Genomic DNA, 23346 nt, shown 5'->3' on the forward strand with positions numbered 1-23346 from the left:
GTTTCACTCAGCCCGGCCTCTGTCCAATGGTCCCAAGCAAGTTTTCCATGGATCTGAACATTACTTCGAACAATTGACTAAACACAAAGGCAAAGCTGGGAACCAGCAAAAGCAAAATAGCAAGCCCTACGAGTACCTTAAGTGGCATTCCGACGGCAAATACGTTGAATTGAGGAGCCGTCTTCGCTAAAAATCCCAATCCTACATCTGTCAAAAACAGAGCAACTACAATCGGCGCAGACATCTGAAAAGCCAACATAAATGATTGACCTAAAGTACGCACCAAAAATTCAGCAATACTTCCGTCTGCCAATCGTAGAAAGAATACATTCGACAAGGGAATCCAACGATAGCTGTATACAATGGCATCGAGCAGATAATGATGTCCGTTCATTGTCAGAAAAAGCAATACCGCAAAAGCATATTTGAAGTTACCTGTAAGCGGAGCAGAAGCACCTGTCATTGGATCATATACGTTGGCCATACCAAAACCAATCTGAAGATCAATAAATGTTCCTGCGGTCTGTATAGCCGTCATTAACAGATAAGCAACAAAGCCTAGGAGCAAGCCAATCAATATCTCTCGGATAACCAGCAGGATATAACTCAGATCTGTAGGTACAACCTGGTCTATGCCGTATACCATATACACAGTAAAGGTTACAAATGCCGATAAGCCAATTTTAAGAGAATTCGGCACATTCCGAGCCGAGAAGACCGGTGCAGTTACAAAAAATGATGCTATTCGACAAAACATAAGCAGAGCGACAGGAAAACTTTGCAACAATGTCTCCATCTGCAACAGCCTACCCTATGTATCTGTATAAATTATCGAGAATGTTATACGTGAAATCGACCAGTATATTCAATATCCAAGGACCAAACAAAAGTACTGCCAGAAGTACAGCAATGATTTTAGGCACAAAGGCCAGGGTTTGCTCCTGAATTTGAGTGGTTGCCTGAAACACACTGATAATGAGTCCTACAACCAGAGCTAGAATAAGCATAGGTGCGCTGGCCAGCAGTGAAGTATAAACCGCTTTCCCGGCCAGACCGATAATAAACTCCGAAGTCATGACCGTCCTCCTTTAATATGCCGGCTCAAGTGTTAAAACTCAGCAACAGTGACTTCACGACCAGATACCAGCCATCGACAAGTACAAATAGCAGTATTTTGAAAGGTAATGAGATCATGACAGGTGGAAGCATCATCATGCCCATAGCCATGAGTGTACTCGCAACTACAATGTCTATAACCAAGAATGGAATAAAGATCATGAATCCCATCTGGAATGCTGTCTTCAACTCACTGATTGCATATGCCGGTACCATCACAGTAATCGGGATATCCTGGTATGTGCTTGGCTTTTCGGTTTGATTGTACTTCATAAACAGCAGCAGGTCTTTCTCCCTAGTGTGGGAGAACATAAACTTCTTCATAGGATCCGCAGCTTTTTCCAACGCTTCGGTTTGTGTGATGTCACCCTTGAGATAGGGCTGAAGCGCTACCTGATTGATGGATGACAACGTCGGTGACATGATGAACAGTGTTAGAAAAAGTGCCAAACCGACCAGCACCTGATTGGGTGGCATTTGCTGCGTACCCAAGGATGTCCGCACAAAACCGAGAACGATAACAATCCGGGTAAAGCTGGTCATTAGTACTAGCAAAGCTGGTGCGATACTAAGTACCGTGATCAGCAGGATAATGGACAATGAACTCGTGCTTGGAGTGCCCCCATCCCCGTTTCCAATTTGAATATCAATATTCGGAATCGGTTCGGCAAAGGCAACAGTGACGGATGCCAGACTGATGAGTCCTATGAAAAAACACGCTAACCAAATCTTTTTCTTCATGAATCCCTCGACCGATCTGTAGTATTGTCTTCTTCCAGAACCTTCTCCATCTTCTCTTTACGGTTAGGCATCTGCCGAAGTTTAGATTCAAACAGTTCGTGAAAAGAGGTTGTATCCTCGAGTTCCATTTCCCGCGGCGGTTCATCTTTGCGCAATCGGGCTGCCAGCTTTGCAATGAGAGGCGAAAGGCTTCCCTGTTGTGCTGAAGCATCCCGTTCAAATGAATCAATGATTCGCTGTGCCTCTTCAAGATCCGAAACCTTATCCACCAGCTGTATGTCATCACCCACACCGAGTAGATAAACGCTACCGCCAATTTCTATAATTTGCAGCGACTTGTTTGGTCCCAGTCCGACTCCACCCAAAATACGAATTGTGCCGTTCCGGAACCATCGCTGATTCCGTTTGTTTAGAAAACGAATCAGATAGACTATAAGAACCAGAATGACGGCCAGGACAACAATCACCCATACAAGCTGAAAATAATAATTGACTCCCGTGCCAACATCATCTGGAATCTTATCCTGAGCCATCATCATGTCTCTTAAACGCCCAGCGTTTTGCTGATTGCTTCGATAACCCGGTCAGATTGGAACGGCTTCACAATGAAATCTTTAGCTCCAGCTTGGATTGCATCAATAACCATCGCTTGTTGACCCATCGCAGAGCACATAATCACTTTTGCGTTAGCATCAATTTTTTTGATTTCTTTCAAAGCTGCAATACCATCCATCTCAGGCATGGTAATATCCATTGTGATCAGATCAGGACGAAGCTCCTTAAACTTCTCAATTGCTTGTGATCCATCCTGTGCTTCGCCAACGACCTCGTATCCGTTTTTGGACAAAATGTCCCGGATCATCATTCTCATAAATGCAGCGTCGTCCACGACTAAAATTCGGTTTGCCATCTTGATTCAAGTCCTCCCTAAATTGTGCTTATTGTAATTTCTGTATTCGGTCCCATTGGCTTACGATATCTATAACACGAACACCAAAGTTTTCGTCGATTACGACAACCTCACCTTTGGCAATCAACTTGTTATTTACCAAAATATCGACAGGTTCACCGGCCAGTTTGTCCAGCTCGACAATTGAACCTTGTGACAGTTCTAAAATATCCTTAATTTGCTTCTGGGTCCTTCCTAATTCTACGGTGACTTTAAGGGGAATGTCCATCAATAAATTCAAATTGTTTTCGTCTACCTGGCCGAACGCCCCATTTTGCAAATTGGCGAATTGAACCGGTTGTACGTTTACATTCCTATTCGGCACACCGCCGTAATGCTGCGGTACACCATAAGGTTGCTGCGGAGGCATGCCATACGGCTGCTGTGGCGGCATTCCTTGAGGCATTCCCATCGGGCCCTGCCCATAGCCATTATAATCTTGAACAGGCGGCTGCTGCGCCTGTGGTGGTATCTGTTGCTGAACCGGAGGTTGCTCAGGGGCAACTGGTGCTGCTACCGGTGCTGGTGCTGGCTCAGGTGTTGACGCAACTGGTGCACTAGCAGTAGACTCTTGAGCTCCTCCAATCAACATCTCTACCATTTCTTTGGCAAAATGGACTGGAAGCAGCTGCATGAGATTGGAATCAATCAGATCGCCAATCAACAGACGGAATGATACTTGGATCAACGTCTCATCTTCTGGCAGATTGCTGACTCCCTCGCCACTTTCCATATTGAGAATATCAATCCCCGGAGGAGAAATATTCACAAAACGGTTAAAGATGGTAGACATGGAAGTAGCAGACGAACCCATCATCTGATTCATCGCTTCTTGTACTGCACTGATATGGATTTCATTCAGTTCTTCATCGACCGGATTACCTTCGCCGCCAAGCATCAGATCCGCTATGACTTGAGCATCCCGTTTTTTGATGACTAGTGAGTTAATCCCTTCAAATCCATCTACGTAATTCACATGAACAGCAACATGAGGCTTAGGAAATGCTTCATCAAACTGTGTCCGGCTGATGATGGATACTTTAGGTGTTGTAATATCTACTTTTAGGCCTAATAGCGTGGACAAAGCTGTCGCCGCGCTACCAAATGTAATGTTACCAATCTCCCCCAAGGCATCCTGTTCCAGCTCGGTCAAAAAATCATCAACTGTTTTCACAGCCGGTTCCGAACTGTTCATCGATTCCGATTGTCTGAGCAAAGCATCGATTTCTTCTTGGGATAAATAATCCTTACTCGTCAAATTCTTCAACTCCTTCGGTGACAATCTTGTCTATTTGCACAGCCACACGATCCTTGATCGTTCCCGGGCTACCCATATACTTCAGCCTGTCTCCAACTTTAATGGACAGTCCCTCATCAACGGGTTTGTTCAACGTAATGACATCGCCAACAGACAGACCCAAAAATTCAGCAATTGAAATTCTGGATTCGCCCAACTCCGCAACGACGGGCAATTTGGCTTTGTTCACACGCTCTTTGAGAGCATCATATTCTTCAGGAGCTCTCGTCTTTTTCTCCGAAACAAACCACTGATGAGTCGACAACCGGGACATAATTGGTTCAAGAACGACATGTGGGATACACAAATTGATCATGCCTGTGGTGTCACCGATTTTGGTACTCAGTGAGATCAAAGCGATGGTCTCGTTAGGTGATACAATCTGCATAAATTGCGGATTGGTCTCCAGTGCTTCCATCCTTGGAGAAATATCCAACACAGTCTTCCATGCTTCCTGCAAACTTTCAAACGCACGGCTGAAAATCCGCTCCATAATCGTCGTCTCAATTTCCGTCATCGATGCGATCTTTGTCGGTGCATTTCCTGTTCCGCCAAGCAGACGATCCAGCATTGCATAACCCACGTTGGGATGAACCTCCATCACCATCCGTCCCTGTAATGGCTCCGCCTCAAATATGTTCAATATCGTCATCTTCGGAATAGAACGGATAAACTCGTCATAAGGCAACTGTTCAACCTGAACGACATTGATCTGAACGAACGTCCGCAGTTGGGCTGAAAAATAAGTGGTGAGAAAGCGTGCAAAATTTTCGTGAATACGGGTCAAGCTTCGAATATGATCTTTGGAAAAACGAACTGCCCGCTTAAAATCGTACGACCTAATTTTCTTTTGAGTTTCTTCCTTTTTCAATTCCTCAGCATCCATCTCACCAGAGGAAAGGGCAGCTAATAGGGCGTCAATCTCATTTTGTGATAATACATCCACCATGTTCTCACCCCCTTACAGATTTACAGCGTGTCCTGTTCATTACATTGGCGCCATCACAAAAGCAGAAAAACTAGTGCTGGCCAGCTTACCTTCTGGTAAAGCTTCATTAATAAGCTCAGTCAATTTTTTATTAAATTGAATGCGACCTTTCGCTGTAGCCAGCTCATCAGACTTGGTATCCGCAAAAGTCTGGATGATAATAGGCTTCACCGTGATTTCCTTGATTTTCTCAAAATCTTCTTTAGCCTTTTTGTCGGATAATTTGAAAGAAAAACTTACAACTACAACATGGTCTATATCAGCCAAATTGGTTTTAATTTCTCCAAGCTCTGAGGAAACTGCAACAATCTCATCCGCAGTCATCTTCTTCTCTGCCGCGGCTGCCGTATGTGTGTCAACCTTATTCCCGTTCTGTCCTTGCATAAATACAAACACAACCACCACAATGAGTGTTATAGCTAGCAAGCTTGTTGCAAGCCAAGGCAACATCTTTTTCATCAGGACTCCTCCGTTTGCTGCACTTTAATAGTGGCTGCCTGAACCCCGATTTCACGGTTGTAATCTTTAATTTTGGAAATAACCTCATCGGCTTTCTCAAGCACAATAAGTCTCTTTCCGGTTACCAGAGTAATATACGTGTCTGGTGTCTCTTCCACAATTTCAACCATCAGCGCATTTAACCACATGGGAGAACCGTTTAACCGCGTAACCGAAATCATGCTAAGCCCCCTCGATCAGAGTGGAGGAGCAAGCCCCCCCACGCATTAAAAATTACTAATCAGTTATTAACGTTTCAGGTTAACAACTTCCTGAAGCACTTCATCGGACGTTGTAATAATACGTGAGTTCGCCTGGAATCCACGCTGAGCAACGATCATCTCTGTGAATTCACCAGTTAGATCCACGTTGGACATTTCAAGTTGTCCTGCAATAACGGATCCTGTACCAAATTCAGTACTATTGGCAGTGACAATTTCAAATTCCCCATCAGCATTGGCATTTGCAGTAATGCGATACAAGTTGCCACCGATTTTTTCCAGGCCTTCCGGATTTGTTACTTTCCCTATGCCGAGTTGTGCTCCAGCTTCAGTTGTTCCATCATCCATCGTCTGGTTGATAATTCCATCTTGACCAATCGTGAAAGAAACGACTGTTTCGTCCAGTGTGATAGGTTCTCCACCACTATCAACAACGAACAGACCATCGGATGTCACGAGGTTACGGTTAGCATCCACATGGAAATCTCCTGCACGGGTTAAAAAAGGAACTTCTTGTTCCCCACCAAGGGTCACCAGGAAGAAACCATCACCATTTAGACGCAGGTCGGTTGGATTATTAGTTGTCATTGGGCTGCCTGCGAGATGCAGCGTATCAATCGATCCCACCGATACACCCAAACCAATCTGCTTTGCATTTACACCACCGTTTTCATCTCCTGGCGCTGTCACCCCCGCCGTTGTTTGGCTCATAATATCTTTGAACATGACACGGCTACCTTTAAAGCCAACCGTATTCACGTTCGCAATATTATTACCGATTACATCAAGTTTCGTTTGAAAACCCCGCATCCCGGAAACGCCTGAGTACATTGATTTCAACATTTTTTAAAAATCCTCCCAGCCTTAGTTTGGTTACCGCGTCAGTCGGTCAGCGGCATTCCGGCTCCCGAGAAGGGCCAGCCGGTCAAGAAATGATTACAGCACTATCAATCTGGGTGAATACATTATCCTTCATGCTTTCACTATCCATGGCTGTAACAACAGTACGATTTTTGACATTAACGATAAAAGCCATATCTTTCATCAAAATCAAGGATTCCTTGGCTCCTTTGGCAGCAGCCTTATCCAGTGCATTTCCAATCTGCTGCATCTGCTCAGTCTTGAGTTCAATACCGCGCTGTTCCAACCTTTTGGCAGCATGATTACTCAATTTCAGGAGGTTGTCTTCCAATACCTGTGCAAAAGGGCGTTCAGGTACATTGGATGCTTCTCCCGCTTTGGAACGGTTAAGCAAATTAGGTGTAATTGGACCTGTGTACAATTGGCCTACTGTTATGCGGTCACTCATAACAGGTTTCCATTGTCTTCAGGCTGTGCTGATGGTTCTGGTTCCTTGGTTTCGTTCGTTACAGCTGAATCTGCAGCGTCCTGAACTGGAGTTTCATTTTCCTCAGCCTGTGTTGGATTAGTTACTTGAATAATTTCATCCAGCTTGATTTCGTCATTGCCCACTTTTGCGTACTGAACACCATCTCGTACAATAATGGAATCCACAATACCCTGACGGAGGGTTCCGTTATCCTCTTTATTAGAAGAAAGCCAACTAATCTCGCGGCCAATCATGCCCGAAACTGTCCCAAGAGACTGATTCAAAGTCTTTAGCTGAGAAGAGATATTCACCAGTTGTTCTACCGAACTGAACTGAGCCATCTGAGCGATAAATTCCTTATCTTCCATTGGCTGCATCGGATCCTGGTTTTGTAGCTGAGTGATCAATATTTTAAGAAACTGATCCTTGCCCAGCTCTTTTGTTGCAGCGCTTGTTGTGGCTTTATTCGCTGCCGAATAGTTAGGCCAGGTATTATTGGTAGAAATCGCTTCATTAGCCATATTTTCACCTCATTTCTGTTTAAGCTTCTGCTGTAAACGTGTCTCTCCGCAGGTCGCTGCCTTCCTCATGCTCACTACGCCAGTTGCGCAACTCTTCCTGGAGAGTTGCTGTAGTTACAGCATCATCCGATTGTTCTTCACGTTCACGTGAGCGACGTTGCTGCTGAGAATTGCTTCCTGGTTGGCGTCCCCCATCCTGGTACATTTGTGAACCAAGTGAGCTGTTCTGAGTAACTTCAAGTCGTTCCACTTGAATGCCTTGAGCTTGAAGCGAGCTACGCAGTTGCATCATTTGCTGTTCTAGCATGTCTTTCGCCATCGTATGCTCTGTCATAAACCGTGCAACCAATTGTCCGTTTTGCAAAGTAATTTGTACATCCAGCTTACCTAGATGCTCCGGACGTAGTGAGATAGTTGCCTCCGAAAATCCCTTTTGCTGCACGATATCCAGCTTGTTCACAACAAATTGTGTCATCTCTTTTGCAAACTGGGAGGCTTGCATGACAGGTTCCGCCGGTTTGCCTGCTGATGTACCTGATGAACGTAAGGACAACTCTCCTGCCGTAATGATACTTGAATGGTCCACTTCTCCTACTTCATTCGCTGTAGGTGCTGAATCCGTTTCAACTGAAACTTTAGGTCCAGTATTTGAAGCGGCCGCAACAAGAACTTGTGATGCCACTGAGTCTTGCTTGGACGTTTGATTTGTTGGAGCCACTTGCACAGACTGATCCTTAGCCACTGCTAATGTATCCAGAATGGATTTAAGTTCAGTCCACCCTTTGTTAAGACTGGTGTCAACGCCAGCATCTTGCAACTGACTTTGAAGAGATTGTAGCAGGTGCTTGAATTCTGGAGCGTTCTTGACAACAGTACTATTAGGCTCATTCATACCCGCAATTAACTGTGTAAGCACATCCTGTAATACAAAGCGCACTGCTGCTGGATGTTCCGCCAAATCAATTGCTGATGCTGCATTTCCCGCTTCACTTGTAGGCTCATCAGAACCTTCGGCTTGAATACCAGGATTAGCATCTAATTGAGCGTACATCTGCTGAATCAGACTTTGTAAATCAGCAAGTAGTGACGGATCATTTTCCAAAGCTTCATCTAGCGAATCCAAATCTGCGAATAACGAACTTAAGATATCGGTGATCGATGTTTGTTCCCCATCTTCACTAGCTGCAAAGGTAAACATCAGCGGATTCGCTGTTAAGCTCGTTGCTGTAGCCGAGTCATTCTCCGCCGTTGCACCACCATTCAATGATTGGGCAAGAGTTTGCAGAAAATCACCGCTTCCAGCAGTTGCACCTTTGGATCCTGTTCCAGTTGTCTGCGCTGCTGTTGTCTTAGCGGATGATGTGGTTGTCATTTGATATACAATCGACATTTATTTTCACCTCCTCTCCGGAGTAAACAGACGCTACTATTCTACTTGTTACCCATTAGTTTATTTAATATTTTTGCAGTTTCAACTGAATTTTCAGTCGACATATTTTCAAGCAATTGAGACCGTGTAGCATCGTCGACAGAATTTAAAATGGTCAAGGTTTTATCCGGACTCAGCTTATATGTTTCGAGCAATAGTTTAGCTCCACTAGAGGCCGACATGGAAGCAAACGTTTGACTAAGCTGATTTTTATCCAAGTTTTTGGAGTTAGTTGTAGTCGCCGTTGATGTCGATGCAGTTTCTTTCTTTAAGCGGGATTGCAGTGCATCCAGGGCCAGATCACCGGATGGTTTTGCATCCTTCATCATCATCGTGACATCAGCCGCTGTTTTTGGGTCCATCTTTTCCAGCACCTTGGTTCGTGCAGTTGATTGCATCGCACTCAGAAGCAGCACCATCTCTTCATTCGTCATATTTTGCAAAATCGGTGCGGCCTTACTGGGACTCATGTCCGCATACATCTTCGCCAAATCTTTAATTTGTTTCTGATAATCAGACTCTGTCTCTGGATTCTGCGCAGCGGTTTCAGCCGCTTTTTCCGCATCATCTAATTTCTTTTGTAAATCGCTTGCTTTCTTCGCCTCTGTGGTCGTGGCATCTTTCGCTGCTTTGAGTTCTGTTTCTTTCTCGCTTACTTGTGCCTTCAGTTTATCTATTGTCGCTTCTGCACTCTCGACCTGCTGCTCACTCTTCTCCAGTTTCTTTTTCTCTGGATCTAGCACAGGATCAGGTACCCAGTCCTTCACGACAGGTATTTTGTTAGCTACATCAAGCAGGTTGTTGCGAATATCTACATTAAATAGAGTAAGCAATACACCTAACAAAACCACAGTGAACACAATTGGGATTGAAATCATCAAGAACTTTTCCCAACCGCCGCTCGACTCTTTTTCCATATCTGTGTCTTTAACAGCCATTGTTCTTTCCTCCTTCACGAGACAACTTCGCGTCCGGCCACATCAATTCGCGCGTCCGGCTTTGGCAGCGAAGCGTACAGTAGCCATCTCGTCCAGATCGTTCTGTTCCCGGAGGAGCATCTCCTGCTGAAATTTGATTTTGGCCTTGTCTCTCGCCCCAAGCCATACTTTTTCGTCCATCATTTTGCCGTTCAGAAACGTCTGATTCCGTTGCACATTGACCTCAGCATGTCTGACATCACTACTTTTGCGTGAAATGCACTCGTCAAGGTGATGGACATACCGCTGCATCTCTTGCAAGCTGGATACGGAAGCCGTACTTTCCGTAGCGGATTGAATGACATCTATCAGTTCCTTTTTATCATTCAATAGTTGTAAAAGATGCTCTTCCTCAGTCTGAAGTTTCCCGATGGCTGTGGATAACATCCACTCCGCTTGCGTTTTTTCATTGCTTTTCAGGTCGACAACCTTCTGGAAATGATATCGAAATTTCATCGTTTACCCATTCATCTCCTTGCAAATTCAAGAATCAAACGTTCCTGCACTTCACTCAACGTTACTTTTTCATCGACTTTCTGCCTGGTAAAGTCCCAGATGCTATCAATCTGGTCAATGGATTCATCAATGGCAGCATTTGAACCTCTTTGATAAGCCCCAATGTTGATTAAATCCTCTGATTCCTTGTACACAGCCATCAGTCTCTTCATATTATTAACGGCTTCCAGCTGCTCTTCAGGAGCAATATCCTTCATAACCCGACTAATGCTCGCAAGCACATCAATGGCAGGGAAATGACCTTTATTTGCGATGGACCGATTTAATACAATATGACCATCCAATATACCTCTCACCGCATCTGCAATCGGTTCGTTCATATCATCCCCGTCGACAAGGACGGTGTAAAAAGCAGTAATCGAGCCTGTGGGTCCAGTCCCCGCTCGCTCAAGCAGCTTGGGCAAACTCGCAAAAACAGAAGGAGTGTATCCTCTCATTGCAGGAGGTTCCCCCACGGCAAGTCCTACTTCCCTCTGTGCCATGGCATAACGTGTAACGGAGTCCATCATCAACATGACATTCATGCCTCTGTCTCTGAAATACTCCGCAATCGTAGTTGCGATGACCGCGCCCTTGATTCGAATCAGAGCAGGTTGATCAGAGGTAGCGACAATAACGACAGATCGTTCCAGTCCTTCCGGACCCAGATCCCGTTCAATAAAGTCACGAACCTCGCGGCCCCGCTCGCCTACCAAAGCAATTACATTGACGTCTGCTGCTGTATTGCGGGCGATCATGCCCATCAGCGTACTTTTACCAACACCCGATCCGGCAAATATGCCGACCCTCTGTCCTTTGCCTACCGTCAACAGACCGTCAATGGCTCTCACACCTACACTCATCGTTTCGAGTACACGTGGTCGGTCCATCGGATTCACTGGCGTATTGGATGTGGAGTACATCGGCATTCTGGAGGGTAACAAGGAACCGTCCAAAGGTTGTCCCAATCCATCTAACACCTTACCAAGCAATTCTGATCCAACCTGAACGCCAAGTGGTTTACCCGTTCCGACCACATCACATCCAGGACCAATAGATTGAAGTTCACCGAGTGGCATGAGCAATACTTTGTTATCCCGGAACCCAACAACCTCTGCCTGGAGTGGCTTGGCAGATTTTCCAGGGTAGATGTAACATACATCGCCAATACTTGCATCCGGACCTTCCGACTCAACCATAAGACCAATGACCTGAGTGACCTTACCGTTAATACGAACGGGATCAAATTGCTTAAGATGTTCCATGTATCGCTGTGAGCTAAGAATCTTCATGTTGATTTTTTCGCCCCTCATCCTCAAGTGCTATGCGGATCAGTTCTTTTTTAATTTCAGCGAGCTGGGTATCAATTCTGGCATCTACGCTTCCAAACGACGACCGTATAACACATCCCTTGTCTTTTACCGTAGCATCAGGCAAAATCTGCAATTCTGCCTGAGAGTCAATTGCCATAGCCAACTCTTCCCGTGCGGCCTGCACAAAAGCAAATTGATCAGGTGCCACACATAAGGTGATCATCCCCTGTTCACGTTTGCGAGACAAACTCTGACGAATCAGTTCAAGTGTGTGTTCTGGTTCAACCGAGAGTTGTTTGTCAATCACCTTCTCAGCGATACCACAGGCGAGATCCACAAGGAAAGGCTCTGCTTCCTGTATAATCTGATCTTTGGCAATGTAAGCTTCTTCAAGCACCCCGCGTGCTTCCTTCATCATCTCTTCGATCTTCACCTGGAGATCCAGTTCTGCCTGTACTTTGCCTTCTTCAAAACCCTGCTGGAAACCTTGTGAACGAAGCGCTTCAGTCAGATGTTCATCCTGCTGACGCTGCTCCTGCCACCAGCTATCTATCTGTTCACGGGCTTCTTGAAGCAATCGTTCCGCTTCCTCCGAAGCATCACGTACCTGCTTTTCTGCAAACTCCTTGGCATCCTCCAGCATCTCCGCGGTAAGACGTTGTGTTTCTTCGTCCACGCGTGCCTGAAGCATCTCAGCTTCAGAACCTTCAGCACGTTCACCATCTAACTCCGCATCAGACTCCGATCCACCATAATGATGATGATTTTCGAGTCGTTTGTGGTCATCGACCGGTACATACTGGAAAGATTTAATCAAATTAGACAATGATATCATCTCCTCCACCGCGAGCGATAATGATCTCACCAGCTTCTTCCAATCTACGGATCGTTCCTACGATACGGGTCTGAGCTTCCTCAACATCACGCAACCGAACAGGTCCCATGAATTCCATTTCTTCCTTGAATGTCTCGGACATCCGTTTCGACATATTTCGGAATATAGCATCCCGTACTTCTTCGCTTGCCACTTTGAGTGCCAACTGCAAATCTGCGTTGTCGATATCCCGGATAATACGCTGGATCGAACGATCGTCGACATTGACGATATCTTCGAATACAAACATGCGTTTTTTGATTTCTTCTGCAAGTTCCGGATCTTGAATTTCTAACGAGTCGAGAATAGTACGTTCCGTACCACGGTCGACGCCGTTCAAGATCTGAACGATGGATTCGATACCACCCGCATTTGTATAATCCTGCGTAACAGTAGAAGATAATTTCTGCTCGAGCACCCGTTCCACTTGAGAAATGACTTCTGGAGACGTACTGTCCATAACAGCAACTCTGCGTGCTACATCGGCTTGCTTCTCTTGTGGTAACGAGGACAAAATTGCTGCTGCCTGCTCAAATTGCAGATACGATAATACCAGAGCAATTGTTTGCGGGCTTTCGTTCTGAATGAAGTTCAATATTTGATTCGGATCCGCCTTACGCGCAAAGTCAAAGGGTCTAACTTGCAGCGTAGCCGTCAAACGGTTAATAACTTCAAGTGCTTTTTGCGACCCGAGTGCTTTCTCCAGAATTTCTCTCGCGTACGTAATACCGCCCTGTGAGATATATTCCTGTGCCAAACAGATCTGGTGAAACTCAGACATAATCATATCTTTTTCGGAAGCATCCACTTTACGAACATTGGCAATTTCCAACGTTAGTTGTTCAATCTCCTCGTCCCGCAAATGTTTGAAGATTTGCGCGGATACTTCCGGACCTAATGTAATCAACAAAATTGCTGCTTTTTGTCTTCCAGTCAGACCTTGACTGCTTGCCTTCGCCAATGCGTTCACCTCTATTCGTCAGCCAGCCACGTACGCAGCAGATTGACGAATTCGTCTGGCTTTTTCTTTGCCAAACTCTCCAATTGTTTGCGCACTTGACTTTCGTTCGTTACACTGTCCAACGTAATGGACGGAAACTCTGTTGCTACTGGAAGAGGAATGTCCTCTTCTTCTATTTCGTTTTGTTTGCGACGACGGCGCACTAACAAAATAACAACCGTTGCAATCAATGCTGCCACCAGTGCTCCTATGCCCCACATCATTCCGGTGGAAAGCTTGAAGCCTGTATTTGTTGCCGCTGCAGTCTGGAATCCTTGAGACATTACCGAAACTTTTTTGGCCAAGTCTGCGTCACTTATTACAGTGCCTGAGTCCGCCAATGATGCACGAACAATGTTAACCAAAATATTTTCAATCGCATCCTGAACCGGTGCTTGTATTTCTGTTTGTCCTGCCGGTGGTTCAACCGCAACGTTAATGGTTAAATCTTTTACAGTATACGGACTGGAAACAATATCTTTAACAATTCGGTTAACATCGTAGTTTTTGGTGCTGGATGTTTCCTCCGAGGTTGAGTTGCCTGATGCATCCGATGATGGATAACCGGGAACTTCCTCTTGACCTGTGCCAGCAACACCACCTGTCGGATTGCTTGCCCCAGTGTAACTTTTTTGAATCTCTTGCACACTGATCTCGATGCCTTTCATATTATCTACATCGACCGGTTGAACCAGGTTTTCTTTCCGTGTTTCCTTGTCAAAATTAAGCTTGGAAGCAACCAGAACATTGACGTTCTCGTCACCAACAATCTGGGAAAGAAATTGTTTCACATTATTGCGAACATCATTTTCGAATTTCTTCTGTAACGCCATATTTTCTTGGACTTCAGAAGATAATCCCCCGCTACCACCTCGGGCGGTCGGAATCAGTTCCGCTTCATCCGTGTTCGTAATCGTTATATTTTCAATAGGTAGATTGGGAATGGCTGTTTTGACCAAATTAAAATATCCATCTACCGCAGCCTGATTGGGGTGATAACCCGGTTTAAACTGCAGGGCCACTGATGCTGATGCTTTATCCTGCTCTTCTAGGCCAGCAAAGATATTATCTTTTGGCATATTGACCAATACTTTAGCATCCTGTATGCCTTGCATTCGTTGAAGCAACTGCTCCACTTCTCCGTTCAATGCGTTGTTATACTTCACATCGAACTCTTTATCCGTCATCCCGATTGGAGATGATGACTCCTCAAATGACTTATACCCTAATGAACCATTCTGAATAATTCCTTGTGATCCGATATTTACTTTTGCAATAGCTACATCCGTGCTCGGTACAGATATGGTCTTACCGTCTGCACTTAATTTGTATGGAATACTCGATGAATCCAGATAATTAATGACGCCTGCAGAGTCACTTGCATTCAAATCAGTGAAAGCAACTTCATATTCCGTCTTTGACAATTGCATGGTTAGTACAACTGCAGCCAAAATTAAAAACAGGAAGGTGGAAATAAATAATACTTTTTGCTTTTTGCTAAAACTATTCCAATACTGGGATGCCTTATCCCTGTATTGGGCAATTCTCTCATTCACTCTGTCACCCCATCCGAAACTTTGCTTGGTCTGTCCTTCCGCAATCTTTATAGGTTCTAAAGTTTAACGGTCAGGAGCAGCATCGCAGCTGCTTGTTGTAATAATCAGCGCCGTTGTCGAAGCGCATTTAAGACATTTTATAATTGCGTACGCATAATCTCCTGATATGCTTCGACTACTTTGTTTCGGACTTGAGTCGTAAGTTGCAGACTCAACAGGGCCTGTTCAGAAGCGATCATCACCTGATCAACGTTCACTTTTCCAACCAGGAATTGGTTTGACATTTCATGTGCCTGGGTCTCCTGTGCAGCTACAGACCCTAGCGCATCCTGTAGGTATGTACCGAAGCTCTGAATGGTTTCGGCTGGTGTAGATGGTTTACTTTGTGCCGTACTTTGCATCTGAAGCGGTTGAATCCCCTGTGTGCTAAACATGTTGTTCTGAATCATTAATGTCCCTCCCTTTCATTTTTGTTCTTTGGTTTTATGGCTATTTCCACCTTTAAGCAATAAACTAGGCTCTTCCAATCTCCAATGCCTTGGATATCATTGCTTTGGTTGAGTTCAAAGCAGTGACGTTTGCTTCATATGAGCGTGAAGCCGAGATCATGTCCACCATTTCTTTCGCGATATCCACATTAGGCATGTACACATATCCCTCAGCGTTGGCATCCGGATGTGTAGGGTCGTAGACCGGCTTCAGAGGGGACTGATCTTCACGAATCTCCGATACTCTTACTCCCTCTCCAGACCCACTGCTTTTCATCTGATTTTGAAGCAAGCTGTTGAAGGAAGTTTTGTTGGGTTCAAGCACAACCATTTTGCGCTTGTAAGGAACCGCCTCGCCATTGGTCACACTCGCGCGCGTCGTCTCCGCGTTGGCAATGTTGGATGATATAACATCCATCCGCAAACGCTGAGCTGTTAGAGCCGATGCACTGATACTGAAACTGTTACTGATGTTCACCTAAGTTATCTCCCTTCGACTCCAACACGCATCATTTTGATCTGTTCATTCACTTGCTGAATATAAGCGTTGTAACGCAGCTGATTCTCCGCCAGAAGACTCATTTCTTTGTCTACATCGACGTTGTTCTGGTTGTTATTCATGGATGTTGACTGGTCCATATTAACTACTGGTGTAGGTATGGAAGAGGAAGGACCTATGACAAAATGCCTTGAATCCGTTACTTTTCCTTTAAGAACAGGCATATCTCCATTCATTTGTTCCTGTAGCATTTCTTCAAAAGCAACGTCCGAACGCTTGAAATACGGGGTGTCCGCATTCGCAATGTTGTCAGCAATTGTTCGTTGTCTAATGTTGGAGGCATCGAGTGCACCTTGCAGCCTTTGAAAACTAATATCATTCAAAAGATTCATAATCGCCCTCCTCTCTTTAGAAATTATGGAAATAGATTCAATCTTTTCCCTCAGGATGCTTATGTTTTTTCGACAAAAAACATTCACTTTCACACGGTTTTCTAGGACTTAAGTAGAATTAACTCTGATGTTGTCGTATAACATAAGTTTCTTCGAGATTGGGATATATTACAATAAGAAAAAAGCCCTATCTTTTCTGAAAGACAGAGCTTTTTGTGTATTTTCTGCAAATTATGAATTTTTTCGTAAATGTTGGGGCCCAAAACAAAAATAAGCTTAAGTGCTCGAATTGAGCTCTTAAACATTCTTAAAATTTATACTATGCATCAACTCGTTTGAGCACATCATAATAATACAAACAAGGAATCTATCGAAAAGCTTCAAACGATTTCTCATTAGAAATATTTACCGATATAATAGGCTTTCTTATAATGTTTCATGGAATCTTCTCTATTCAATGAAATTGCTAATTGACAAAATATCCATTTCGGATTACTTGTTTCAGCTTCATATCTAAAACACTTTTTTAACATTTAAACTGAGCAAGCTCATTTATATTCCACAAAAATAAATTGTCACATTCGCAATACCACCTCATTCATTTTTTTGCGCATTTATGCAATTTTTTCTCGAGCTTCTAATTAAACCGATAACCAGACTTGGAAAAATAAAATCCTATTATTGGTATTTATAGAAGTATCAAATATGAGTTGTAAACACAACTTTAGGGCTTAAATACATTATCTCTGCGGCACAAGTCCTAGATTATCTTTCGTCTTATACAACTCCATCTCTTTTATCGGTTAAAAAACAGCATTGTATTAGGCTAAAACAAAAATAAACGGTATACAGATGGATTGAATACAGTCTACTACAGTCCGAACCAGGATCGAATATCCCATTTCCGTGTAGTCGTCTGATCTTTATTCATCCATTGTATACCGTCATTTATACTTCAATCGCTCTAACAGCGCATTACACCTATGTTACAGGATATATTGACTTAAATCACGATCAAGTGCAATGTCATTCAATTTCTCACGTACATATTCCGGAGTGATTACCATACGCTCCAGCGTAAGCTCTGGCGCTTCAAAAGACAAATCCTCAAGAAGTTTCTCCAGAATAGTATGCAGGCGCCGTGCACCGATATTTTCGGTATTCTGATTCACGGACTCAGCCAGCTTGGCAATCTCACGAATGGCATCATCCGAGAACTCAATCTCAATATTCTCCGTACGCAGCAAATCCACATACTGCTTGGTTAACGCATTTTTAGGTTCAGTGAGAATCGACACAAATTCATCAAGCGTCAGGCTGTTCAGTTCTACACGGATTGGGAAACGCCCCTGGAGCTCTGGAATGAGATCTGAGGGCTTTGCTACGTGAAATGCGCCAGCTGCCATAAACAGGATGTAATCCGTTTTGACAGGGCCATACTTGGTCATTACCGTAGATCCTTCCACGATTGGCAGAATATCACGCTGTACCCCTTCACGGGATACGTCTGGGCCGCTACCGCGTCCTTGACTGGCCACTTTATCAATTTCGTCAATGAATATGATACCTGTTTGTTCCGCCCGGCGAATGGACTCCTGAGTAACATCATCCATATCGATCAACTTGCCCGCTTCTTCCTGAATTAATACTTTGCGAGCTTCCTTAATCGCCAGTTTACGTTTTTTGGTACGACGAGGTAATAAACTGCCAAACATCTCCTGCATGTTCATCCCCATCTGATCATTTCCTTGACCAGCGAACATGTCCATCATGTTAGGCGTGGTATCTTCCACATCAATTTCGATAACGTCATCTTCCAGCTTGCCTGATAACAAATCAAATTTGATTTTACGTCGCCGCTCGGCTACTCCGGTATCCGGTTCTTGCTCATCGGTTTCTGGCGTGTTGTTGCCATTATTACCAAAAATCATTTCGAACGGATTCCGCTGATTTTTGGATTTGGATTGTGAAGGGGCCAAAATATGTACGATCCGCTCATTGGCAGCCTCTTCCGCTTTGTCTTTGACCTTTTCTGTACGTTCCAGCTTGACCATCCGCAGTGATGTTTCAATCAAATCACGAATCATAGATTCCACGTCACGGCCAACATAACCCACTTCTGTGAACTTCGTAGCCTCCACCTTTACGAATGGGGCTCCTACCAACTTAGCCAGTCGGCGTGCAATCTCGGTTTTACCTACACCAGTAGGTCCAATCATCAGAATATTTTTTGGTACAATATCATCTTGGGTATGTTCTGGCAAAAGGCTACGGCGATAACGATTGCGAAGGGCGACCGCTACCGATTTTTTAGCCTGTTTTTGACCTACAATGTACTTATCAAGCTCTGCAACGATTTGTCTTGGCGTTAACGCTTGAGTATCCATATAGCTTCCCTCCTAACAGTATGCAAACCTTGATTATGAGATAGAACATTATAGATTAGCTACAAGGACAAAGAATCTCCACGAAGTAACTGGAGCCGATTTAATCATCATGCCCCATCACGGGAGATTGCTTTCCTTACAACTCTTCAACAATAATATTATTGTTGGTATATACACATAACTCTGAAGCAATCTGGAGTGCTTCACGAGCAATGTCTTTTGCTTCCAGATCCAGCGCATGACGTTTTAACGCGCGTGCAGCAGACAACGCGAAGTTTCCTCCCGAGCCAATAGCGATAACATCATCATCCGGCTCGATAATTTCTCCCCCACCAGAAATCAGCAGCATACCCGTTTTATCCATTACAATAAGGAGTGCTTCGAGTTTGCGCAAAATCCGATCCTGACGCCAATCCTTGGCAAGTTCTACCGCTGCCCGCTGCAGATTACCATGGTGCTCCTCCAGCTTACCTTCGAATTTCTCAAACAAGGTAATAGCATCCGCTACGGAACCTGCAAAACCTGCCACTACCTGTCCTCGATATAAACGTCTTACCTTTTTGGCTGTATTTTTCATCACAACACTTTGCCCCATGGTCACCTGACCATCACCGGCAATGGCTGCTTTGCCATTATGACGAACTGCACAGATCGTTGTAGCATGAAATGACATATCCATGATATCAGCCTCCTCCCACGATTAATTTACACGCGTTCTGGAACGGTTAGACCTTCTGTTGCTGCAAAACGGGCAATGCCATCCAGTGCACGTTGCGCAAGTGCTTCATTCTTTTCCTTTTTATTGCGTATTTTAGTTTCCATCTTCGGCAGCAATCCAAAGTTTGCGTTCATTGGCTGGAAATGTTTGAAATCAGCTGTTGTAATATACTGTGCCATACTGCCCAGCGTGGTCTCCACCGGTAATACCACCAGTTCCTGTCCAAGCGCTGCTTTGGCCGCATTCATACCCGCGATTAGACCGGATGCCGCAGATTCTACATAGCCTTCTACTCCCGTCATTTGACCTGCAAAGAACAGGTTTGGACGGTCTTTGAACTGATACGTTGGACGAAGCAGTTTGGGAGAATTGATAAATGTGTTACGGTGCATTACGCCATAACGAACGAATTCCGCATTTTCAAGTCCTGGGATCAAAGAAAAGACCCGCTTTTGTTCTCCCCATTTCAGATGCGTCTGGAATCCGACCAGATTGTACAGCGTTCCTGCTGCATTGTCCTGTCTAAGCTGAACAACAGCATGCGGCAGTTCTCCAGTATGCGGATTGACGAGTCCTACAGGTTTCATCGGACCAAACAAAGCCGTTTGTTTGCCACGTTTCATCATGACTTCAATCGGCATACAGCCTTCGAAGTAAATTTCTTTCTCAAACTCTTTCAGTTGAGCAACTTCCGCTGTGATCAACGCTTCATAGAACACATCGAATTCCTCTTCTGTCATAGGACAGTTCAAGTACGCCGCTTCGCCTTTATCATAACGTGAAGCCAGATAGACTTTATTCATATCAATAGAATCTTTTTCGATAATTGGCGCAGCCGCATCATAGAAGTAGAAGTATTCTTCACCCATAAGGGCTTTGATTTGCTCGGACAATGCTGGTGAAGTCAAAGGCCCCGTTGCAACTACAACGATTCCATCTTCCGGCAAAGAAGTCAGCTCTTCATTAACAACTTCAATGAGTGGATGCTGATGAAGCGTAGATGTGATCTCGCCTGAGAATCCGTCCCGGTCCACTGCAAGTGCTCCACCCGCTGGAACGGCATGACGGTCTGCTGCACCCAAGACCAGAGAATTAAGCATTCTCATTTCTTCCTTCAATACACCAACTGCATTGGTCAACCCATTGGCACGAAGCGAGTTGCTGCACACCAGTTCTGCAAATTTATCTGTATGGTGAGCCGGCGTTTTCACAACCGGTCTCATCTCGTATAGTTTTACGCGCACACCGCGACTTGCGATCTGCCAAGCTGCTTCTGTTCCTGCGAGCCCGGCGCCAATAACGGTTACTTGTTGTTCATTCGTCAAAATCATTTACCCCCATTAAGCTAATCCGCTCATTCTTCTTCCGGTTCCTCTACCGGTTCTTGATGATCACACGAAGTACACTGTAATCGTGTTCCCTGTTTGTTCCGTTTCTCAATCATTAGTGATCCGCAACTTGGACATGGTTTCGCTGACGGTCTATCCCATGATACAAAATCACATTCAGGATACTTGTCGCAACCATAGAAAATACGTCCCTTTTTACTGCGGCGCTCAACAACATGCCCTTCTTTACATTTCGGACAAGTCACACCTATATCCTTGATGATCGGTTTGGTATTCCGGCAATCCGGAAACCCAGAACATGCGAGAAACTTGCCGAAACGGCCTAGCTTATAAACGAGCGGTTTGCCGCACTTCTCACATATTTCATCCGATACTTCATCTTCAATCTCGATTTCTTTCATTTCTTCTTCTGCAAACTCAAGCCGCTTCTCAAAAGATTCGTAGAATTCTGCGAGTACTTTGACCCAATCTTCCGACCCTTCCTCCACATGGTCAAGATCACCTTCCATGTTCGCGGTGAACTCCACATTCAGGATCTCCGGGAAAAACTCCTCCATCTGTTCGATGACAAGTTCGCCCAGTTCTGTAGGCATGAATTTCTTCTCTTCAATGGCAACATATCCGCGCTTCTGAATGGTCTCCAGCGTTGGCGCATATGTACTCGGACGCCCTATGCCCAGTTCCTCAAGCGTTTTAACTAACCTTGCTTCCGTATAACGTGGTGGCGGCTGTGTAAAGTGCTGTTTCGGCTCGATCTCCCGATTCTCCAGCACATCTCCATTTTTCAGCGGAGGCAAAAGACGATCTTCTTCCGTTGTACCGTCATCATTACCTTCTACATATACCTTCATGAATCCCTGGAAACGAACCTTTGAACCCGCTGCACGGAAAATTGTATCACCTGCAGCAATGTCAACGGAGAGTGTATCCAGAACGGCAGATGACATCTGGCTCGCTATAAAACGTTCCCAAACCAGTTTGTACAACCGGAATTGATCACGACTCATAAACGATTTAATGGAATCCGGATCACGCAAAATTGACGTTGGACGGATCGCTTCATGCGCGTCTTGAGCATTGGCTGCTTTTTTGGAATAGTTTCTAGGCGTCTCCGGTGCAAATGGCTCACCGTACTTGCCAATAATATATTCCTTGGCTTCTTCCTGAGCCGATGCTGCAATTCGAGTAGAGTCTGTACGCATATACGTAATGAGACCGACTGTGCCTTCTTTTCCGAGGTCTACACCTTCATACAGCTGTTGTGCGACAGACATCGTCTTGGAAGCTCTGAAATTCAATTTACGAGCGGCTTCCTGCTGCAAGGAACTTGTTGTAAAAGGAGCAGAAGGGTTACGGCTACGTTCCTTCTCTTTAACTTCTTTGACTGTAAAAGAAGCGCCTTCGATCTGTTTTAAAATGGCCTGTACTTCTGCCTCACTGCCAAGTTCGGTTTTGGTACCGTTCAACTGATGGAACTTGGCTTCAAACGGATTTCCGTCCGCTGTCAGTTTGGCAGTAATGCTCCAGTACTCTTCCGGTTCAAAATCATTAATTTCATTTTCACGATCTAAAATGATTTTGACGGCCACGGACTGAACGCGGCCAGCGGACAATCCTTTTTTGACTTTCTTCCATAATAACGGACTAATTTTATATCCTACAAGCCTATCCAGAATACGTCTGGCCTGCTGCGCGTTAACCAGATCCATATTGATCTTACGCGGCGTTTTGAACGCATCTTTGACAGCCTGTTTCGTAATTTCATTAAATACCACTCGGCAATCCGCAGTTTCATCCAGTTCAAGTGCATGGGCCAAATGCCAAGCAATAGCCTCACCTTCGCGATCCGGGTCAGCTGCGAGATACACTTTTTTCACTTTCTTTCGTGCATCCTTCAGTTCTTTCAAAATTGAACCTTTGCCGCGGATCGTAATATATTTCGGATTAAAATCATTCTCCACCTCAACGCCGATCTGACTCTTTGGCAAATCGCGTACATGTCCCATCGAAGCTTTTACGATGAACTTGCTGCCTAAATATTTGCCGATCGTCTTCGCCTTTGAGGGCGACTCCACGATTACGAGTGCATCCGCCATAGGTTCATCCTCCTCTCAGTCATGAAACTGCTGCTTGTTTTTATAATTCATACTTCATTAGCAGCAGGACTAACTTCCGCTAATAATCTATTTTCACATGCTGCCTTGATCG

Annotated in this window: 26 protein-coding genes; all 26 read right to left on the bottom strand. The window is 44.7% G+C overall.

From position 1 onward, the window contains the following. Window positions 1–7: 7 nt before the first annotated feature. Complete coding sequence (gene fliR / locus ACR1R9_RS15955; protein ID WP_063566399.1) at window positions 8–796, bottom strand: flagellar biosynthetic protein FliR; 789 nt, start codon at window positions 794–796, stop codon at window positions 8–10. A 10-nt stretch (window positions 797–806) separates the two neighbouring features. Further along, window positions 807–1076 carry a flagellar biosynthesis protein FliQ gene (fliQ, locus tag ACR1R9_RS15960; protein ID WP_024630226.1) on the bottom strand — a complete coding sequence of 90 codons (270 nt, stop codon included), beginning with the start codon at window positions 1074–1076 and terminating at the stop codon, window positions 807–809. A 25-nt stretch (window positions 1077–1101) separates the two neighbouring features. Next, window positions 1102–1857, bottom strand: coding sequence for a flagellar type III secretion system pore protein FliP (gene fliP, locus ACR1R9_RS15965; RefSeq protein ID WP_063566400.1), 756 nt, complete (start codon window positions 1855–1857; stop codon window positions 1102–1104). Next, window positions 1854–2393, bottom strand: coding sequence for a flagellar biosynthetic protein FliO (locus ACR1R9_RS15970; protein ID WP_371121409.1), 540 nt, complete (start codon window positions 2391–2393; stop codon window positions 1854–1856). Before ACR1R9_RS15970 ends, fliP begins: the two co-directional genes overlap by 4 nt. A gap of 8 nt (window positions 2394–2401) precedes the next feature. Beyond that, a complete protein-coding gene (locus tag ACR1R9_RS15975) occupies window positions 2402–2767 on the bottom strand; it encodes a response regulator (RefSeq protein ID WP_017689175.1) in 366 nt (121 codons plus the stop codon). 28 nt (window positions 2768–2795) lie between these two features. Further along, a complete protein-coding gene (gene fliY, locus ACR1R9_RS15980; protein WP_076289512.1) occupies window positions 2796–4064 on the bottom strand; it encodes a flagellar motor switch phosphatase FliY in 1269 nt (422 codons plus the stop codon). Further along, entirely contained in the window at window positions 4054–5052 is a 999-nt protein-coding gene (gene fliM, locus ACR1R9_RS15985; RefSeq protein ID WP_024630222.1) for a flagellar motor switch protein FliM, read from the bottom strand. The genes fliY and fliM overlap by 11 nt, the downstream gene beginning before the upstream one ends. A 39-nt stretch (window positions 5053–5091) precedes the next feature. Further along, window positions 5092–5550 carry a flagellar basal body-associated FliL family protein gene (locus ACR1R9_RS15990; RefSeq protein ID WP_076289511.1) on the bottom strand — a complete coding sequence of 153 codons (459 nt, stop codon included), beginning with the start codon at window positions 5548–5550 and terminating at the stop codon, window positions 5092–5094. Further along, entirely contained in the window at window positions 5550–5771 is a 222-nt protein-coding gene (locus ACR1R9_RS15995; RefSeq protein WP_024630220.1) for a flagellar FlbD family protein, read from the bottom strand. The genes ACR1R9_RS15990 and ACR1R9_RS15995 overlap by 1 nt, the downstream gene beginning before the upstream one ends. A gap of 66 nt (window positions 5772–5837) precedes the next feature. Next, a complete protein-coding gene (gene flgG, locus ACR1R9_RS16000) occupies window positions 5838–6653 on the bottom strand; it encodes a flagellar basal body rod protein FlgG (protein ID WP_076289510.1) in 816 nt (271 codons plus the stop codon). 82 nt (window positions 6654–6735) lie between these two features. After that, a complete protein-coding gene (locus ACR1R9_RS16005; RefSeq protein WP_076289509.1) occupies window positions 6736–7119 on the bottom strand; it encodes a TIGR02530 family flagellar biosynthesis protein in 384 nt (127 codons plus the stop codon). After that, on the bottom strand, window positions 7116–7661 hold the full coding sequence (locus tag ACR1R9_RS16010) for a flagellar hook capping FlgD N-terminal domain-containing protein (protein WP_076289508.1): 546 nt from the start codon (window positions 7659–7661) through the stop codon (window positions 7116–7118). The genes ACR1R9_RS16005 and ACR1R9_RS16010 overlap by 4 nt, the downstream gene beginning before the upstream one ends. A 19-nt stretch (window positions 7662–7680) precedes the next feature. Continuing rightward, entirely contained in the window at window positions 7681–9051 is a 1371-nt protein-coding gene (locus ACR1R9_RS16015; protein WP_076289507.1) for a flagellar hook-length control protein FliK, read from the bottom strand. 41 nt (window positions 9052–9092) lie between these two features. Continuing rightward, entirely contained in the window at window positions 9093–10028 is a 936-nt protein-coding gene (locus ACR1R9_RS16020; RefSeq protein ID WP_076289506.1) for a MotE family protein, read from the bottom strand. 42 nt (window positions 10029–10070) lie between these two features. Further along, complete coding sequence (fliJ, locus tag ACR1R9_RS16025) at window positions 10071–10523, bottom strand: flagellar export protein FliJ (protein WP_072732398.1); 453 nt, start codon at window positions 10521–10523, stop codon at window positions 10071–10073. 11 nt (window positions 10524–10534) lie between these two features. Continuing rightward, window positions 10535–11854 carry a flagellar protein export ATPase FliI gene (gene fliI / locus ACR1R9_RS16030; RefSeq protein ID WP_076289505.1) on the bottom strand — a complete coding sequence of 440 codons (1320 nt, stop codon included), beginning with the start codon at window positions 11852–11854 and terminating at the stop codon, window positions 10535–10537. Beyond that, on the bottom strand, window positions 11841–12701 hold the full coding sequence (locus ACR1R9_RS16035) for a FliH/SctL family protein (RefSeq protein ID WP_076289504.1): 861 nt from the start codon (window positions 12699–12701) through the stop codon (window positions 11841–11843). The genes fliI and ACR1R9_RS16035 overlap by 14 nt, the downstream gene beginning before the upstream one ends. Further along, window positions 12694–13710: a flagellar motor switch protein FliG gene (gene fliG / locus ACR1R9_RS16040; RefSeq protein WP_063566412.1), complete on the bottom strand. Its 1017-nt coding sequence runs from the start codon at window positions 13708–13710 to the stop codon at window positions 12694–12696. Before fliG ends, ACR1R9_RS16035 begins: the two co-directional genes overlap by 8 nt. Window positions 13711–13721: 11 nt before the next feature. Beyond that, window positions 13722–15305, bottom strand: a complete 1584-nt coding sequence (fliF, locus tag ACR1R9_RS16045; protein ID WP_310852608.1) for a flagellar basal-body MS-ring/collar protein FliF — start codon at window positions 15303–15305, stop codon at window positions 13722–13724. A 137-nt stretch (window positions 15306–15442) separates the two neighbouring features. Beyond that, window positions 15443–15754: a flagellar hook-basal body complex protein FliE gene (fliE, locus tag ACR1R9_RS16050; protein WP_024630209.1), complete on the bottom strand. Its 312-nt coding sequence runs from the start codon at window positions 15752–15754 to the stop codon at window positions 15443–15445. Window positions 15755–15818: 64 nt separating this feature from the next. Beyond that, window positions 15819–16271, bottom strand: coding sequence for a flagellar basal body rod protein FlgC (gene flgC / locus ACR1R9_RS16055; protein WP_063566414.1), 453 nt, complete (start codon window positions 16269–16271; stop codon window positions 15819–15821). Between the two features lie 5 nt (window positions 16272–16276). Further along, window positions 16277–16684 (bottom strand): flagellar basal body rod protein FlgB, encoded by a 408-nt coding sequence (flgB, locus tag ACR1R9_RS16060; RefSeq protein ID WP_053783790.1) that lies wholly within the window; start codon window positions 16682–16684, stop codon window positions 16277–16279. Window positions 16685–17670: 986 nt separating this feature from the next. Beyond that, window positions 17671–19071 carry an ATP-dependent protease ATPase subunit HslU gene (gene hslU / locus ACR1R9_RS16065; protein ID WP_099853318.1) on the bottom strand — a complete coding sequence of 467 codons (1401 nt, stop codon included), beginning with the start codon at window positions 19069–19071 and terminating at the stop codon, window positions 17671–17673. A gap of 136 nt (window positions 19072–19207) precedes the next feature. After that, window positions 19208–19750 (bottom strand): ATP-dependent protease subunit HslV, encoded by a 543-nt coding sequence (hslV, locus tag ACR1R9_RS16070; RefSeq protein ID WP_326066398.1) that lies wholly within the window; start codon window positions 19748–19750, stop codon window positions 19208–19210. 26 nt (window positions 19751–19776) lie between these two features. Beyond that, window positions 19777–21120, bottom strand: a complete 1344-nt coding sequence (trmFO, locus tag ACR1R9_RS16075; protein ID WP_433923199.1) for an FADH(2)-oxidizing methylenetetrahydrofolate--tRNA-(uracil(54)-C(5))-methyltransferase TrmFO — start codon at window positions 21118–21120, stop codon at window positions 19777–19779. Window positions 21121–21143: 23 nt separating this feature from the next. After that, window positions 21144–23234: a type I DNA topoisomerase gene (gene topA / locus ACR1R9_RS16080; protein WP_076289499.1), complete on the bottom strand. Its 2091-nt coding sequence runs from the start codon at window positions 23232–23234 to the stop codon at window positions 21144–21146. Between the last annotated feature and the right edge of the window lie 112 nt (window positions 23235–23346).

The sequence above is a fragment of the Paenibacillus taichungensis genome, assembly GCF_050994985.1.
Lineage (GTDB): Bacteria > Bacillota > Bacilli > Paenibacillales > Paenibacillaceae > Paenibacillus > Paenibacillus taichungensis.